We start from the raw sequence: 15,355 nt of genomic DNA on the forward strand, positions 1-15,355 counted from the left end.
GGAACGGTTGCGGCCAAACGGATTTCGCGCGCGACAGGCGGCGGCGATGAATGCCCGATGGTCGGGGCGAGAGGCGCTAATGGTGCGACGACAGCCCAAGCGACGGCAGCGGCCGCGAGGTCCGTTGGCAGGCGTGCGGAAAGTTGCATCGTGATCCCCTAACGAAGCGTTGTGGGTACCACGAACTACCGAGCCGTTCGGTTCAATCTGCGCGGGAATCGATCTGCGCGGCCGGCGCACCAAGGCTGATGAGGAGTTCCCGGGTCGGTGGCTGCGCGAGATCGGCGACCGTGCTGGTGTTCAGCGACGCGTAGAACGCCGCCTTGGCCTCTGCCAACGCCGCACGGAGCCGGCACGCCGATTGCAGTGGGCAGTCCAGCCCACTGCAATCGACCAACTCGGTGTCCCCATCGTCTTCCAGCGACCGCACGACGTCGCCGAGGCGAGCGGTGCGGCCGGCCTCGGTGAGGGCCAATCCGCCGCCCCGCCCCCGGTCTGCATCGAGCCAGCCCGATGCCGCCAGGTGCGCGCACGCTTTGGTCGCGTGGGTGTACGAGATCTGCATGTCCTCGGCGATCTGCCGCGTCGAAATCCGCTGCCGGCCGTCTTCGGCGGCGAGCCGGATCAAGATCCGCAGCCCGACGTCACTGAAACCGGTCAACCGCACATGACCACGCTATTTAATCGCCATATCCGATGCAAATAAACGAGCCGGATGTGTGTCGCGTCAGTTCACCAGATGCTTCTTCAGCTCCGTACGAGCGAGGGCGTTCTTGTGCACCTCGTCCGGTCCGTCGGCAAAGCGCAGGGTGCGGATGCCCGCGTACATCGCGGCGAGCGGGAAGTCCTGAGACACCCCGCCGGCGCCGTGTACCTGGATGGCCTTGTCCAGAATCCACTGCACCGTGAGCGGCGTGGCGATTTTGATGGACTGAATCTCGGTGTGCGCGCCCCGGTTTCCGACGGTGTCCATCAGCCACGCGGTCTTGAGCACCAACAGTCGCAACTGCTCGACCCGCACGCGGGATTCGGCGATCCAGTCTCGGATCACGCCCTGCTCGGCCAGCGACTTGCCGAACGCGACCCGACTGGCGGCCCGCCGGCACATCATCTCGATGGCGCGCTCGGCAATACCGATTGCCCGCATGCAGTGGTGGATGCGGCCCGGCCCGAGGCGGGCCTGGGCGATCGCGAATCCGCCGCCCTCTTCACCAATCAGGTTCGACACCGGAACCCGGACATCGGTGAACCGCAACTCGGCGTGCCCGCCATGGTCGTGATCGTCGTAGCCGAACACCTCCATACCGCGCAGCACCTCGAGGCCAGGGGTGTCCCGGGGCACCAGAATCTGCGATTGCTGGCGATGACGTTCCGAACTCGGGTCGGTCTTGCCCATGACGATGAAGACGGCACAGTTCGGATTCATCGCGCCGGTGATCCACCACTTACGACCGTTGATCACGTACTCGTCGCCGTCACGGACGATGGACAGCTCGACATTGGTGGCATCGGAGCTGGCCACGTCAGGCTCGGTCATGGCGAAGGCGGACCGAATCTCGCCGTCCAACAAAGGTTCGAGCCACTTGCGCTGCTGCTCCTCGGTGCCGAATTCGTTGAGCACCTCCATGTTTCCGGTATCCGGGGCCGCGCAGTTGAACACCGCGGGCGCCAACTGGATACTGCGGCCGGTGATTTCGGCCAGCGGCGCGTACTGCAGATTCGTCAGGCCGGCACCCTTCTGCCCTGGCAGGAACAGATTCCACAACCCGCGACGACGCGCCTCGGCGCGCAACTCGGTGAGCACCGGGACGCTGTCCCAGGCCCATCGGTTGTCCAGGGCGGCAAGCTGCTCGTGGAACGTCTTCTCCGCGGGATAGATGTGACTGTCCATGAACGCCGTGAGTTCGGCGACCATTTCGTTGGTCTTGGCGTCGTAGGCGAATTCCATATCAGTGCTCCTTGAGTGCGTTGAGGCCGGCGTCCAGCAGGAAGTGCACGGCGTCACCGGCGAACGAAAACCCGTCGCCGACGGTCTGTCCGTTGGCATAGCGGTAGTGGATACCTTCGAAGATGCCCGCCATCTTGAAGAAGGCCAGGCCCAGGTAGAAGCCGAAATCGCCCAGGGGGCGGTCGATTCCCGCACTGTACCGATCGATGATCGCCTGTTCGGACAGGAATCCGGGCGCTTCGCTGACATCGGACACGCCGGTGTTGCCCGATGCGGCGAGCCGCCCGTACGCGACCATCAGCGCCAGATCGGTGAATGAGTCGCCGATAGTCGCCAGCTCCCAGTCGATGACGGCAGCAGGCCGGTCATCGGAGTCGAAAAGCACGTTGTCCAAACGGTAGTCACCGTGCACGATGCCAGGTGTCGCGTCGGCCGGGACCCGCCCTGCCAGAGCCTGATAGAGCTCTTCCATGGCCGGCAGATCCCGGGTGTGGGCGGCAGAGAACTGTTTGTGCCACCGGCCGACCTGGCGACCGAGGAAGCCTTCGGGCCGGCCGAAGTCAGCGAGCCCGACCGATGCCGGATCGACGGAATGCACCGCGACCAGGGTGTCGACGAGCCGCTCCGAAACGAGCCGGGTGCGCTCGGCGCCGAGCGCCGCCAACTCGGTGGCTTGCCGGTACGGCATGCCGTCGATCTCGGCCATCACGTAGAAAGGGGCGCCGAGGACGGATACGTCATCGCAGAACGCGTACATGGCCGGCACCGGCACCGCGGTGGGCGCGAGCGCCGACATCATGCGATGTTCACGGCCCATGTCGTGTGCGGTGGCGAGCAGTTCACCCACCGGTGGCCGACGGACGATCCATGACGAATCACCATCTGTGACACGGTAAGTCAGGTTGGACTTACCCCCAGCAATCAACGTCGCCGACAAGGCGGCACCAGCGCCGGGCACGGTAGACGACAGCCACGTGCCCAGCCGGTCCAGGTCCAGCCCGGGCAGATCGACGTGGGTGTCGGTGGCCATCAGACGCCACCGCCCAGCAGCACGCCACCGTCGATGGTCAAGGTCTGGCCGGTCATCCAGCCGGCATCGTCCGACAACAGGAACGCGACCACCGAACCGATATCTTGCGGCACCCCAAGACGTTTCAGCGGGTAGTTCGCACTGACCTCGTCTTCGCGGCCTTCGTACAGCGCGGTCGCGAAACGGGTCTTGACCACCGCGGGAGCGACGGCATTGACGCGGATGTCCGGGCCCAGCTCGACGGCCAGTTCCTCGGTGAGGTGGATCACCGCAGCCTTGGAGACGCCATACAGGGCGATACCCGGGGCCGGTCGCAGCCCGGCGATGGACGCGACGTTGACGATCGCCCCGCCGTGTTCGGCCTGCCAGGCGCGGTTCACCTTCTGCACCCACGACAGCGCCGACAGCACGTTGACTTCGAGAATCTTGCGCGCAGCGTCCATGTCGATGTCCATCAGCGGCCCATACACCGGGTTGATGCCGGTGTTGTTCACGAACAGGTCGACGCCACCGAAGGTGTCGATCGCCTTGGCGATCGCGGCATCCTGGTGTCCGGTGTCGTCGGCGCGGCCGGCGACCGCGAGTGCGACGTCGGGACCACCCAGCTCCTCGACGGCAGCGTCGAGCGCGTCCTGCTTGCGGGCGGTGATCACTACTTTGGCGCCGTCGGCGACCAGTCGCTGTGCGATGGCGAATCCGATGCCACGACTGGCACCCGTGACGATTGCGGTCTTTCCTTCGAATCGCGCGCTCATGTCGACTTCCTCGTGGGGTTGGCGGTATACGGTCCCAGGACGTGGGACACATAGCCGCAGTGTGCCACACTGGCACACAGGCGCGCAATGTCCCATAATGGGTGGATGTCCGCAGCAGACTCGACGTCGCCCGCCCCGCCCGCGCGACTGGGAACGGCCCTGAGCCGCCAGGCCGCGGTCGACGCGGCGACGCGGCTATATCTCGCGGGCGAGCCGGTCGACATGTCGGCCCTGGCTGCCGAATTGGGCATCGGCCGCTCGACGCTCTATCGATTGGTCGGCAACCGGGAAGATCTGCTGGCGACCGTGCTGGCCGAGGCCACCGAACGCACCTTCCGGCGCACCGTCGCGGATATGGCCGCAGCGGCCGGACCCGACGCCCAACCGCCCGGCGGCACCGAATACATCCTGAAGGTCATGGACCGCTTTCTGAACGCGGTCGTCGACGCGAAGCCACTGCAGGCGGTGTCGCACCGCGAGCCTCTATTGATCGTGCGGCTCATGCTGCTGCCCGGACTCGTGGAGCAGACCGCGGGACGGCTGGTCGGCGAACTCCTCGACGCCGAGGTGACGGCAGGCAGGATGGAATTACCGCTGCCCACAGCCACTTTCGGTCTGGCACTCATTCGGATGTGCGACGCGCATCTCTACGCACCACTCCTCGGCGGCGGAGCACCTGAGATCGGTACCGCGCTCGATTTGGTCGCCGCGCTCCTCGGCCACAGTCGATCCGACGAAGGCTGATCGGCCGCCAGAACAATCCTCATCGTGTTTGGTGCTCAAGCAGTGCGGGTATCGGTGCGGTGAGGAGGCCGACGACCATCGCCACGATGTTGTCCCTCGCCTCGGCCTCACTCAGGGCGCCGCGTACCGCGTCTCGATGCTCATCGACATGACGTTCGTGGTCGGCGAGCAGCGTGTACATGACCGAAGCCATGGCGGTCATACGTTGGCGCCGAAGCGCTTCCGGCAGGTGATCGAGCGCACGCAGCAGCCGGGTGGTGAGGATCCGAGTGGCGGGCCATTGCTCGGCCGTGAGGGTGAGTTCGGCCATGACCGCATGATTGCGGACGCGCTCAAGGAATCGCGCGTAGTGGCTGGAGCCGTCGGAATACGGAGTGTCGAACAGCGGCTCGACCAGGATGGTCACCAGCGCGGTGATGCTGTCGTCGGGCTTCGCGGCGCTTTCGTGCTCGGCCAACAGCGCCAGCCGCGCCTGTTCCAGCGGCGCTTGCCGGTGACCGATGATGGCCTTGATCAAGCCATCTCGCGATCCGAAGTGATAGTGGACAGCCGAATTGTTCCGCTGGCCCGCGGCCACCGCGACATCGCGCAGGGAGACTTCGGGACCGGACTCGGCAATCAGGCGTTCACCGGCGAGAAGTAGCTGCGTGCGCGCATCGGGCCGACTCACAGGCGTCAGTCTATCCCGTGCGCTTGAGATTGCAATCCCGGACGCTTGACGAGTTAAGCGTCAGCGCTTATTTTTGGTGTGCGCCGGCATCCTGCGCGGTTCGCCTCCCGGAAGGAACTTCATGACCGTCTCGTACGGACCGATCTGTCAAATCGCCTGGGTCACAGATGATGTCGAGGCAACCGAACAGCTGCTGAGCAAGCAGTTCGGGGTCGGCGCATGGGTACGGATGCCCAATATCGAGTTCGGGCCGCAGACCTGCCGCTTGCACGGCGAGCCCGCGGATTTCACGGCCCATATCTCGATGACCTACTCCGGCGACATGCAATTGGAGCTGATCCAGCCGGTCCGGGGCACCAGCATCTACACCGAATTCCTGGATCGCAGCGGGCCGGGCCTGCACCATGTGTGCTTCGAGCCCAGTGATTTCGACACGGCGGTGAGGTCGGCCCAGGAGCAGGGCCTCGCTATCGTCCAGCAGGGCGAGATGTCCGGCGGGATGATGCGTTTCGCCTACCTCGACGGAGCGTCGGCCGGGGTGCCGTACATCGAACTCGGCGAGTTCAGTCCCGAGATTCGCGCGATGTTCGAGCACATCAAGAAGGTTGCGGCGGCCGCCTGATGATTCCGGAAACAGTATCGGCGCAGAGTGTTTCGTCGTTCTCCGATGAGGTCGACGTCCTGGTGGTCGGGCTCGGGATGGCCGGCGGATGCGCGGCCGCGGAAGCTGCCGCGTCGGGTGCGCGAGTGTTGGTGCTGGAACGCGCCGCGGTAGCCGGCGGTACGACTGCCATGGCCGGCGGGCACTTCTACCTGGGTGGCGGCACCGAGGTGCAGCAGGCCACCGGCCACCCCGACTCCGCCGCCGAGATGGCGGCGTACCTGACAGCGGTGTCGAAAGAGCCTGTGCCGGACCTGATCAACGCCTACTGCCAGGGCAGCGCCGAACATTTTCGATGGCTGGAAGCGCTGGGCTTCGAGTTCGAGCGCAGCTACTACCCGCACAAGGCCGTCATCCAACCGGAAACGCAGGGCCTGATGTACACCGGCAATGAGCAGGTGTGGCCGTTCCGGGAGCAGGCGGTGCCGGCGCCCCGGGGACACAAGGTTCCAGTGCCGGGCGATACCGGTGGCGCGGGTATGGTCGTCAACCTTCTCGTCGAGCGACTCCGCGAACTGGGCGTGGAGATCCGTTATGAGACAGGCGTGTGCGCGCTCCTCGTCGAGGACGACCGGGTCGTCGGAGCCACCTGGAAGCACTTCGGTGAGACCGGGGCGGTGCGGGCGAAGTCCGTCGTCCTGACCACCGGCGGTTTCGTGATGAACCGGGAGATGCTGGCGCAGTATCTCCCCCGACTGGCCGATGAGCGCGTTTTCGCCTTGGGCAGCAGCTACGATGATGGCATCGGTATCCGCTTGGGCCAATCTGTCGGGGCGGCAACCAAATACCTGGACCAGGCGTTCATGACAGCTCCGGTGTATCCGCCTGCCACACTCCTCACCGGCATCATCGTGAACCGTAACGGGGACCGGTTCGTCTCCGAAGACTCCTATCACGCACGGACATCCGCATTCGCCCTCGAACAACCCGATAGCATCGCTTACCTTGTCGTTGATTCACGACACGTCGAGATGCCCACCATGCCGTTGGTTCAGTTGATCGATGGTTGGGAGGATATCGCCGAGATGGAAACGGCCCTCGGCATCCCGGCGGGCCGGCTACAGTCTTCGCTCGACAGATACAACGCGCACGCGGCACGCGGCGAAGACCCCGACTTCCACAAGGCTGCAACGTATCTGGAGCCACAGGACCTCGGGCCCTGGGCGGCATTCGATCTGAGCCTGGGCAAAGCGTTCTACAGCGGATTCACCCTTGGTGGCCTGGCGATTTCGGCCGAAGGTGCAGTTCTTCGCGGCGACGGTAGTGCCATCGCCGGGCTGTACGCCGCCGGTGCCTGTGCCTCCACCATTGCGCAGGACGCCAAGGGCTACTCCAGTGGCACTCAGCTGGGTGCCGGTTCATTCTTCGGCAGGCGGGCAGGGCGCGCTGCCGCTGCGGCGGCGACCGGGAGGTAATCCCGGTAGCGTTGACGGCACGATGACCGGATCAACCGACCTTCCCACCGTCATGCCTACCGCGTTCATCGGACACGGCAGTCCGATGAACGCCGTGGAACGCAACCGGTTCACAGCCGCCTGGACGGAGTTCGGTCAGTCGGTGCCGCGGCCCCGGGCCATCCTGGTGATCAGTGCGCACTGGTACATCAACGCCACCGCGGTCACCGCCATGGCGCAGCCGCGCACCATCCACGACTTCTACGGTTTCCCACAGGAGTTGTTCGATGTGCAGTATCCGGCGCCCGGGCTTCCCGAGCTGGCCGATGAAATCGCCGAGACCGTCAAACCGACCTGGGTAGGGGCTGATCGGGACAGCTGGGGCATTGACCACGGCACGTGGTCGGTGTTGGTACATGCCTTCCCCGACGCCACGATCCCGGTGGTGCAACTGTCGATCAATGCCGAGAAGCCACTGGAGGAACACGTCGCTCTCGGCGCGCAATTGGCCGAGCTGCGCAGCCGGGGCGTGCTGATCGTCGGCAGCGGCAACATCGTGCACAATCTGCGGGCCATGAATCCGCGGCTACCCGACGGCGGATTCGATTGGGCCACAAGGTTTGACGATGCGGCGGCCGATCTGCTGACCGGTGATCCCGACCGCATCATGCGGCTGCGGGACCATCCCGACTTCGCGGCCGCCGCGCCGACGCCGGATCATTTCATCCCGATGCTCTACCTCGCCGGGCTGTGTTCGGCAGCCGACACCACGGCGAGCGTGCTCGTCGACGGCTACACCTACGGGTCGCTGTCGATGACGTCCTATGTGGTGACGTAACTCCCGTTCGGGCTCCGGTCAGACCCCATATTCCACAGCAACTCTGGGGCCACTGCGCTTGCGCACAGCAGGGGCGTATTCGTAGCTGTCGAGATCGAATGTCTTGCTGGCCAACCACAACGACACTCCGGACACCGGCCGGACGAATGGCGCATCACCATGCCGGTCGAAGTAGTAGCTGTTCGCCTGCGCGCAGCTGGGTTGCACGAAGACCGTGTGGCCGGCCTTCTTTCGCATGCTGCGCATGTACTCGTCGTGGGGCCCCTGTTTGACCGCCATGCGAGTGGCGCCGCGGCGGCGAGCCTCGTGCAGGCAACGCACGATATGGCGGCACCCCGCTTCGATGATCGAGAACCACGAGGCACCCGTCACCGACCACGGCCCGTTCATCAACCAGAAGTTCGGGGCGATCGGTGTCGAGACGCCCTCGAAGTTCTGGTAGCGATTCTCGTCCCAGTACGTGCCCAACTCCACGCCCCCGAGGCCGACGACCGGGAACGCCGGCATGGCACCGAGCTGCAGGATGTTGAAACCCGTTGCCAGCACCAGGGTATCGACGGCGTGCTCGGCCTCACGCGGTTCGCCGGTCTGCTCATCCTGAGTTGCCGTGACGATCCCATGCTCGGTGATCCTGGCGATCGGGTCGGTGACGAGGTCCACGTCGTCCCGGTTGAACGTGCTCAGATAGGCGTTCGAGAACGACGGCCGCTTGCACCCGAATGCGTATGCCGGAGTGAGCTTTTCGCGGAGCTGAGGGTCCTTGACCTGGTTTGCGAGGTGTCGGCGGCAGACTTGTTCGATGCCACGCACCAGGAATGGCAGCCGCGTGTGGTAGACCACGCCGGCGGTGAAGATGAAGTCGGAGAGCACCGTCGTGACCATGCTGACCGCATCCTGCGTGAACGGCACCGCAGCGAACAGTCCCTGCACCCACTCCGGGATGGCGCCGTCGAACTTCGGCACCACCCAGATGGGTGTGCGCTGGTAGACCTCCAGGTGCGCGGCACGCTCCGCCAGCTGCGGAACGAGCTGTAGTGCGGTGGCGCCGGTGCCGATGACGGCCACCCGCTTGCCGTCGATCCCGGCGGTGTCGTCCCATCGCGCGGTATGCACCACTTCTCCGCAGAAATCGTTGATGCCCTTGATGTCCGGATTCTTCGGCTGATCGAGCGGACCGACGGCACCGATCAGGAACCGCGCGATGACCAGCCCGCGGTCGGTGTGGACATGCCATACGCTCTCCCGCTCGTCGAACACCGCCCGGTCGACTTTGGTGCGCAGCTGGATATGCGGCCGCAGTCCGTACTTGTCGACGCAGTGCTCGGCGTACTGCCGGAGTTCCTCGCCGGGCGCGAAAAGCCGCGACCACGAGGGGTTGCTCTCGAATGAGTAGGAGTACGTCGTGGACGGAATATCAACGGCGACACCGGGATACCGGTTGTGGTACCAGACTCCCCCGATCCCATCGGCGGCGTCCAGAATCCGGAAATCCTCGAAGCCCGCATTCTTGAGCTGAATTCCCAGCCCGATGCCGGAGAATCCGGCGCCGACGACGACTATCTCGTGATCCACCATGACGGTCCTTCCCCCCTTGCGGCGACGGCAAAGTGGTACGTTTCTGTACCAGGTGGTGCGGTACAGAAACGTACCACGGGCAAGGGGAAAGATGTCAAGGGTGCACGAACGTCCGACGCCGACTGCCGAACCCGCCGCCGCGGGACATCGTCAGCGCTTGCTCGACGCGATGGCCGACTGCATCGTCGAGACCGGCTTCGCCCGCGTCACCGTCGCCGACGTGGTGCGGGTGGCAGCCACCTCACGCCGCACGTTCTACCAGCACTTCACCGACATCGAGGACTGCCTGAAAGCGCTGTATTCGGACAGCGTGCGGATCATCATCGACACCATCCGGCAGGCCGTCGACCCGGCAGCCGCGAGCGAGGACCGGGTGCGTGCGGCCGTGCACGCGTGGATCAGCGTCTGCGAGCAGCGACCGGCGCTGACCAGTGCGCTGACCCGCGAGTTCGCCGCGCTCGGACCCAAGAGCTGGGTACTGCATTTTCAGTACGCAGAGGACTACCGCGCACTCATCCAGAAGCTGACCGAGACCCATCAACTCCCCGACACCGGCCCAGCCCCGGTTACGCTACTCCGGGTCGTCATGCTGCTGGGCGCGCTGAACGAGCTACTGACCTTTGCCGTGCATCGGGGAATTCCATTGCACGAGATCAGCGATGAAGCCGTCAACGTTGCGCTGATGATGTTGGGGCCACCCCTGTAGGAGACGCGCTAGGCCAATCCAGGTACGGGCGACGACGACGTCGGCGCAGACACCGGCGGCACCGAGCTCGGCGGCTGCAGCCCGTAGCCCGTCTGCGGGCCAGGTGGCGTGCCGTACGTCTGCGGCGGGCCGGGCAGCGCGCCGTACCCCGCCTGCGGGCCGGGCAGCGCGCCGTACCCCGGGGCTTGTGGGCCGTAGCCGGGCAGCGTCCGAGTCGAGCCGGCAAGCAGCTTGGACGTCACGAAAGCCGCTGCTTCGTCGGTGTACTCGGGGACGTAACCCTGCGTATGCCCGCTCCAGGAGTTGCCCGAACCCGCGTGGCAGATCGGGTCAGCGGGGTTACACAGGTCGATCGCCTTGGCGCTGAGTGGCGAATTCTGGGTGGGTGGCGCTCCGTCGGTACGGTCGGCCTGGTTTCCGAAAGTAGCAACCGCCGCAATGTTTTTCATGTACTCGGGTGGCAGCGGACTGCCCCAGTTGATACCGGAGAAGCCGGCGACGATGTTGACCACACTCGCGCCTTGCGAATAGCCGCCCAAAACGATCTTGGTGCCGGGACAGGCGGATGCGGTGGACTTGATGTGGTCAATCGCATCCTTGGCACCCTCGCCACTGTGCCGCTGCGTGATGGTGGCTTTGTAGTCCACTGCGTAGGACCTGATGACCAGGCCGCCGGCCTGCTTACGCAACGCGTCAACGAGAGCGTCACCGACCCGGCCCATGCCCGCCGGCTCATCGGTGCCGCGCGCGAAGATCACTTCGGCGTCGGGGCAGTCGTCGGCGGCAGCGACCGGAGCCGCGCTTGTGATGACGAGCGGGGCCGTGACGGTCAGCAGCGCCACCGCGCCAGCAACGCCCGAGCTACGTAGGTGACGAAACAGCATCCCTGCATCTTACCCGCACGCAGGAAAGTACGACAAGCCGCTGACCTGCAACTATAAGTGCGGCAGCAATCAGACGTCCGTCAGGACGTCCCGTTTCCGCGCGTTTCCGGCAAAGCCTGTGGGCCCGTTTCCGACGTCAGGCGACGAGGCCACTGGCGCAGCCGACCGGTCGCCCGCGTGGGTGCTCGCTGCGACCAGCTTCCCGCACCCATGGTGCGGGCGTACTCGTCGTGCACCCCGTCGTTTCTGTCCTCGATCTGGAACCGCGCCCGCCTGGCGCCGTTGAACAAATTCGCGCGCTGATTTCCGCTGCCCGAACGTTCACCTTTCCTGTGATGAGAAATGAAGCCATCTCTGTACGCCGTTGCGGCCTCGCTGTACCTCGCTGAGTACACCCTCTATTCGAATTCCTCGGCGACCGTTCTGCTGAACGCGTCGATCTCGGACTACTTCCATCTGTCGTACGGCCTCGCCGCCAACGTCGGCGTCGCCTTCCTGGCCGGGTTCTGCCTGGCCCTGTCGCCGGCCGGCCTGGTGGTGCACCGCTACCGGCCCGTCACGATGTTCCATGTCAGTTCCGGGGCGCTTGCCGTGCTGGGGATTGCCGCGAGCGTCAGCCCGGCATTCTCGGTACTCATCGTCATCCGGTTTCTGCAGGGCGTGACATCGGCACTGTTGGCGCCGCAGCTGTTTCGCATCGTGCGCCAGCAGTTCTACCCGGATCACCACACCGCGTTCCTCGGGACGTGGGGACTGGTGGTCTCGGCGTCGGCGCTGTGTTCGCCGCCCGTCACCGCGGTGCTCAACGACACATGGGGGTGGCGGGCATTTCCGTACGAGACGGTGCTGACCACCGTCGCGTCGATCCCCCTGATGGCGTGGGGCGCACGCGAGCACTCACCGGAACCCTGCGCGGTGGCCGAGAGTTCGCGCCGGCGTGCGACTTTCATCGTCGGCTTCGGCCTGGCGCAGGTTGTCCTCTTCCTCGCCGCCGCGACGGCGACCGAACTGACGACCAAGATGGTGATGTGTGCGTTGGCGGCCGTGCTGGGCGTTGCGGTGATCGGCGTCTGCCAGTGGTCGAGCGACGGGAACCGGCAGCCGATTGTGTACCGCAGCTTCCTGATCGTCTTCGTCGCGGGCATCGCGACCAACGTCTTCACCTTGGTGGTGATCTATGTCCTGCAACGGGTGCAGTCGTTCAGTTCCTTCCGGGCGGCGCTCGTTCTGCTCCCGATGGCGGTGGTCGCGGGCGCGCTACCCATCTCGAGATTCGGCCGCCCCGGCGATGACACCAAGAACAGCCGGCTGGTGCGCTACGGGGCGGGTTGCCTGATCCTGGCTGGGTTGAGTGTCGCAGTCACGCCCGATCACATCGGACCGCTGCTGCTCAGCGCAGCGGTGATGGGCGGCGCCATGGGCTTCCTGTGGAGTTCACTGGCTACGAATGTGCTGACGAACTCCGGCGCGGTCGCTTTCGATTCCGCTGTGTACCACTACTTGCGAGCCTTGGGCGCAGCGATCGGGGTGTCGGTCGGCGCGACGGCGATCGAGGGTTTGGGTAGTCCGCACCACCTGTTCTTGTTCGCCGCGGCGTTGATCGCCGTGGTCGGCGTCGTCGCGTCGGTCGCCGCACGACCGGCCTCGGCTCGGGTAGGAGTCGAGCAGTGACGGACAACATCACTTTCGCCTGGCCACCCGGACAACTCACCGTCGATCCCCGCCTGGCCTACAACGGCATCTCGAAAACCTATGCGCGACAGGTGTTCGAGAGCCTCGTCGACATCGACCCGGCGACCGCGCAGCTGCGGCCCTGGCTGGCGTCGACGTGGTGCCGACCGGATCCCCTCACGGTCGAGCTGACCATCGCGCCCGGGCGGCGCTTCTCCGACGGTGTGCCGCTCACCGCCGATCTGGCCCGAAACAGCTTCTGTGACATCGTGAACGACCTTGAGCAGGCCACTCCCCTGCCGTCGGCGACTTCTGCTCTGACCGGACTGTCCAGTGTGGAATCGCGCGGTGACACGGTCGTCTTCCGGTTCGATCGGCACAACGCCGCGTTCCTGCACAACCTGGCCGGCGTGAATTTGGCGGTGAGCAAGCCATCAGCGGGTGGAATGCGTTTGGGCACCGGGCGTGGGTGCCGGTGGACTCCGGGCGCCTTTCTACTGGCACGCGTCGCCTGCTGTTTGCGGCGGCCGACGACGGACATGCCGAGGTGCGCACCGGGTCCTCAGACGGCTTCCTGACCGTCGACATCCACAACCCCGGGATCAGTTATGGATTGTGCCCCAACATTTCCCGCGGACCGCTCGCCGATCCTCGAACCCGGCGCGCGTTGTCAATGCTGATCGACCGCCAGCGGTTGCGTCCGATTCTGGATTCGTGCGGCTACACCGTGGCGAGCTCGGTGCTCACTCCGACCGCGATGCACCACCTCGACTGCTCGGCGCAACTCCGCCACGATCCCGCGACGGCCCGGCGGCTACTCACGGCGGCCGGAGCCGACGGACTGCGACTCGATGTCGTGTTCAACAGCTCGTTCTCCCCGGTCGACACGGCGCTGCTGTCGGCGGTCGCCGAGCAGTGGACCGGTCATGGAGTCGAGCTTGTACTGCACGACGTCGACTTCGGCGAACTCCGGACGCGGCAGCAGCACGGGGCCTACGATTTCCGGTTCTTCTATTACACCGCAATAGATCCCGACGCGCTGCGGTATCAGTTCGCCGTCGGTCAACGCAACGCGATGCGTCGTGGGGAACGCGATGGGCTCGATGACCTGCTCGACGCTCAACTACACTGCCCCGACCCCACGGAGCGTCGAAAACTCGTGCACGACATCCAGCGGAAGTTCATCGATGACGGACTGTGGTTGCCGCTCTGCAACGTGCGCACCGCCGTCAGTCACCGCCCCGACACGGTGCCCCAACCGACCCTCGACGCCGAGGGCCTGGCGCGCTTCACGATCTCTGAACCCGAAAGGCACTGACCGTGTCAGACCAGCAAAGCACCCCGCCCATCGTCGTCATCGGCGCCGGCCTTGGCGGTCTCGCCGCAGCGATTGCGTTGCGGCACAGCGGTCTTGACGCTGTCGTGGTGGACAAGACCCGGGAACTCGGCGAGGTCGGCGGCCCCCTCGGGATCTCGCCACCCACACTGCGACTGTTCGACGAGTGGGGCATGCTCGAGCAGTTCGATCAAGTCTCCTCGGCGACGCGCTATTTCGAGACGCACGATCAGGACGGTCAGGTGGAGTCGGTGGCCGACTACGCGGCGATCCCTGACCTCACCTCCGAGCACGGACGGTTCGGGTACGCCGACGCCGAGCTGTCGCCGCGCACCGTCCACCGGGCTGATCTGCACGCCCTGATGGTCGCGCACCTCGGCCGGGACCGAGTTCGCCTGCGGCACCGGCTGACGGGGCTCATCGAACGCGACGTCCACGTCGGGCTCACGTTTGCCGACGGCACTGTCATGCACGCGCCGTTGGTGATCGGCGCCGACGGGCTGCGCTCCACCGTGCGCGCGCTGTTCAGCGCTGACGAAATCCATTACTGCGGTTCGGTGATCTTCCGGGCTGTCAGCCCGGTGGACCGCCTGGGCAGTCGCCCGAATGACCGCCTGCGCTCATGGCATTCGGCCGACTACGCCAAACACGTCATCGCGATGCCGGTGCGCGCAGGCCGGCAGGTGGCGGTCGACGCGACCCTCGGCGTCGACGAACCACCGCTGCACCTGTGGTCGGCGCGGGCCGATCTGGCGGCGCTGGCCCGGCAGTTCGACGATTTCGAGCCCACGGTGGGCCGGCTGATCCGCGGCGCGACGGGCCCGGCGTACATGCACCCGGTTTACGACCGCGACCCCATCGAGCACTGGACCACCGCGCGCATCGCACTGCTGGGCGATGCCGCGCACCCGATGACACCGTTCGGCGGGCAGGGCGCCAACCAGGCCATCCAGGACGGTGCCGAACTCGCGCGTCAGCTTGCCTCGGCGCGTGACGGTGACCTCGCCGCAGCACTCCTGCGGTATCAGGCCATCCGGACCGAACAAACCGCGGAGATCCAGCGCTCAGCGCGACAGCTGGCCGCTCGGCGCGCGACGATCGCGCTACGGCTGACCGACGTGCTGGTCCATGGCGCCTAGCATC

16 protein-coding genes are annotated in these 15,355 nt (G+C 65.7%); 9 read left to right on the plus strand and 7 right to left on the minus strand.

What is annotated here, in order from left to right; translation table 11 throughout:
• Nucleotides 1–202 precede the first annotated feature (202 nt).
• Genes G6N59_RS07865 through G6N59_RS07880 form a run of 4 tightly spaced genes read right to left on the minus strand, consistent with a single transcriptional unit; the run spans nucleotide 203 to nucleotide 3,733 of the window.
• Nucleotides 203–667, minus strand: coding sequence for an RrF2 family transcriptional regulator (locus G6N59_RS07865; protein WP_138231603.1), 465 nt, complete (start codon nucleotides 665–667; stop codon nucleotides 203–205).
• A 60-nt stretch (nucleotides 668–727) separates the two neighbouring features.
• Nucleotides 728–1,948: an acyl-CoA dehydrogenase family protein gene (locus G6N59_RS07870; protein WP_138231604.1), complete on the minus strand. Its 1,221-nt coding sequence runs from the start codon at nucleotides 1,946–1,948 to the stop codon at nucleotides 728–730.
• A 1-nt stretch (nucleotide 1,949) separates the two neighbouring features.
• Nucleotides 1,950–2,978 carry a phosphotransferase family protein gene (locus G6N59_RS07875; protein WP_138231605.1) on the minus strand — a complete coding sequence of 343 codons (1,029 nt, stop codon included), beginning with the start codon at nucleotides 2,976–2,978 and terminating at the stop codon, nucleotides 1,950–1,952.
• Nucleotides 2,978–3,733 (minus strand): SDR family oxidoreductase, encoded by a 756-nt coding sequence (locus G6N59_RS07880; protein WP_138231606.1) that lies wholly within the window; start codon nucleotides 3,731–3,733, stop codon nucleotides 2,978–2,980. The genes G6N59_RS07875 and G6N59_RS07880 overlap by 1 nt, the downstream gene beginning before the upstream one ends.
• A gap of 105 nt (nucleotides 3,734–3,838) precedes the next feature.
• Here G6N59_RS07880 and G6N59_RS07885 point away from each other — a divergent pair, with 105 nt between their 5' ends.
• Nucleotides 3,839–4,477, plus strand: coding sequence for a TetR/AcrR family transcriptional regulator (locus G6N59_RS07885; protein ID WP_234884327.1), 639 nt, complete (start codon nucleotides 3,839–3,841; stop codon nucleotides 4,475–4,477).
• Between the two features lie 19 nt (nucleotides 4,478–4,496).
• Here G6N59_RS07885 and G6N59_RS07890 read toward each other — a convergent pair whose 3' ends face one another.
• The gene (locus tag G6N59_RS07890; RefSeq protein ID WP_163911063.1) at nucleotides 4,497–5,147 is read right to left on the minus strand and encodes a TetR family transcriptional regulator; all 651 of its coding nucleotides are present in this window, start codon (nucleotides 5,145–5,147) and stop codon (nucleotides 4,497–4,499) included.
• A gap of 121 nt (nucleotides 5,148–5,268) precedes the next feature.
• On the opposite strand from G6N59_RS07890, the gene G6N59_RS07895 reads away from it, so the two are divergent.
• The 3 genes from G6N59_RS07895 to ygiD are packed head-to-tail and all read left to right on the plus strand — an operon-like array spanning nucleotide 5,269 to nucleotide 8,040.
• Nucleotides 5,269–5,769, plus strand: a complete 501-nt coding sequence (locus G6N59_RS07895) for a VOC family protein (protein WP_138231608.1) — start codon at nucleotides 5,269–5,271, stop codon at nucleotides 5,767–5,769.
• A complete protein-coding gene (locus tag G6N59_RS07900; protein WP_138231609.1) occupies nucleotides 5,769–7,223 on the plus strand; it encodes an FAD-binding protein in 1,455 nt (484 codons plus the stop codon). Before G6N59_RS07895 ends, G6N59_RS07900 begins: the two co-directional genes overlap by 1 nt.
• Nucleotides 7,224–7,275: 52 nt before the next feature.
• Nucleotides 7,276–8,040, plus strand: a complete 765-nt coding sequence (ygiD, locus tag G6N59_RS07905) for a 4,5-DOPA-extradiol-dioxygenase (RefSeq protein WP_197907925.1) — start codon at nucleotides 7,276–7,278, stop codon at nucleotides 8,038–8,040.
• An 18-nt stretch (nucleotides 8,041–8,058) separates the two neighbouring features.
• Here ygiD and G6N59_RS07910 read toward each other — a convergent pair whose 3' ends face one another.
• Nucleotides 8,059–9,615: a flavin-containing monooxygenase gene (locus tag G6N59_RS07910; RefSeq protein ID WP_138231611.1), complete on the minus strand. Its 1,557-nt coding sequence runs from the start codon at nucleotides 9,613–9,615 to the stop codon at nucleotides 8,059–8,061.
• A 100-nt stretch (nucleotides 9,616–9,715) separates the two neighbouring features.
• Here G6N59_RS07910 and G6N59_RS07915 point away from each other — a divergent pair, with 100 nt between their 5' ends.
• Entirely contained in the window at nucleotides 9,716–10,321 is a 606-nt protein-coding gene (locus G6N59_RS07915; protein WP_163911066.1) for a TetR/AcrR family transcriptional regulator, read from the plus strand.
• A gap of 8 nt (nucleotides 10,322–10,329) precedes the next feature.
• On the opposite strand, the gene G6N59_RS07920 is transcribed toward G6N59_RS07915, so the two are convergent.
• Nucleotides 10,330–11,205, minus strand: coding sequence for a cutinase family protein (locus G6N59_RS07920; protein WP_138231613.1), 876 nt, complete (start codon nucleotides 11,203–11,205; stop codon nucleotides 10,330–10,332).
• Between the two features lie 342 nt (nucleotides 11,206–11,547).
• Here G6N59_RS07920 and G6N59_RS07925 point away from each other — a divergent pair, with 342 nt between their 5' ends.
• The 4 genes from G6N59_RS07925 to G6N59_RS07940 are packed head-to-tail and all read left to right on the plus strand — an operon-like array spanning nucleotide 11,548 to nucleotide 15,351.
• Nucleotides 11,548–12,876, plus strand: coding sequence for an MFS transporter (locus G6N59_RS07925; RefSeq protein ID WP_138231614.1), 1,329 nt, complete (start codon nucleotides 11,548–11,550; stop codon nucleotides 12,874–12,876).
• Nucleotides 12,873–13,454 (plus strand): ABC transporter substrate-binding protein, encoded by a 582-nt coding sequence (locus G6N59_RS07930; RefSeq protein WP_163911069.1) that lies wholly within the window; start codon nucleotides 12,873–12,875, stop codon nucleotides 13,452–13,454. Before G6N59_RS07925 ends, G6N59_RS07930 begins: the two co-directional genes overlap by 4 nt.
• A complete protein-coding gene (locus G6N59_RS07935; protein ID WP_163911072.1) occupies nucleotides 13,424–14,194 on the plus strand; it encodes an ABC transporter substrate-binding protein in 771 nt (256 codons plus the stop codon). Before G6N59_RS07930 ends, G6N59_RS07935 begins: the two co-directional genes overlap by 31 nt.
• Nucleotides 14,195–14,196: 2 nt before the next feature.
• Nucleotides 14,197–15,351 carry an FAD-dependent oxidoreductase gene (locus G6N59_RS07940; RefSeq protein WP_138231616.1) on the plus strand — a complete coding sequence of 385 codons (1,155 nt, stop codon included), beginning with the start codon at nucleotides 14,197–14,199 and terminating at the stop codon, nucleotides 15,349–15,351.
• The last annotated feature ends 4 nt before the right edge of the window (nucleotides 15,352–15,355 follow it).

Source organism: Mycolicibacterium aubagnense (assembly GCF_010730955.1).
Classification (GTDB): Bacteria; Actinomycetota; Actinomycetes; order Mycobacteriales; family Mycobacteriaceae; genus Mycobacterium; species Mycobacterium aubagnense.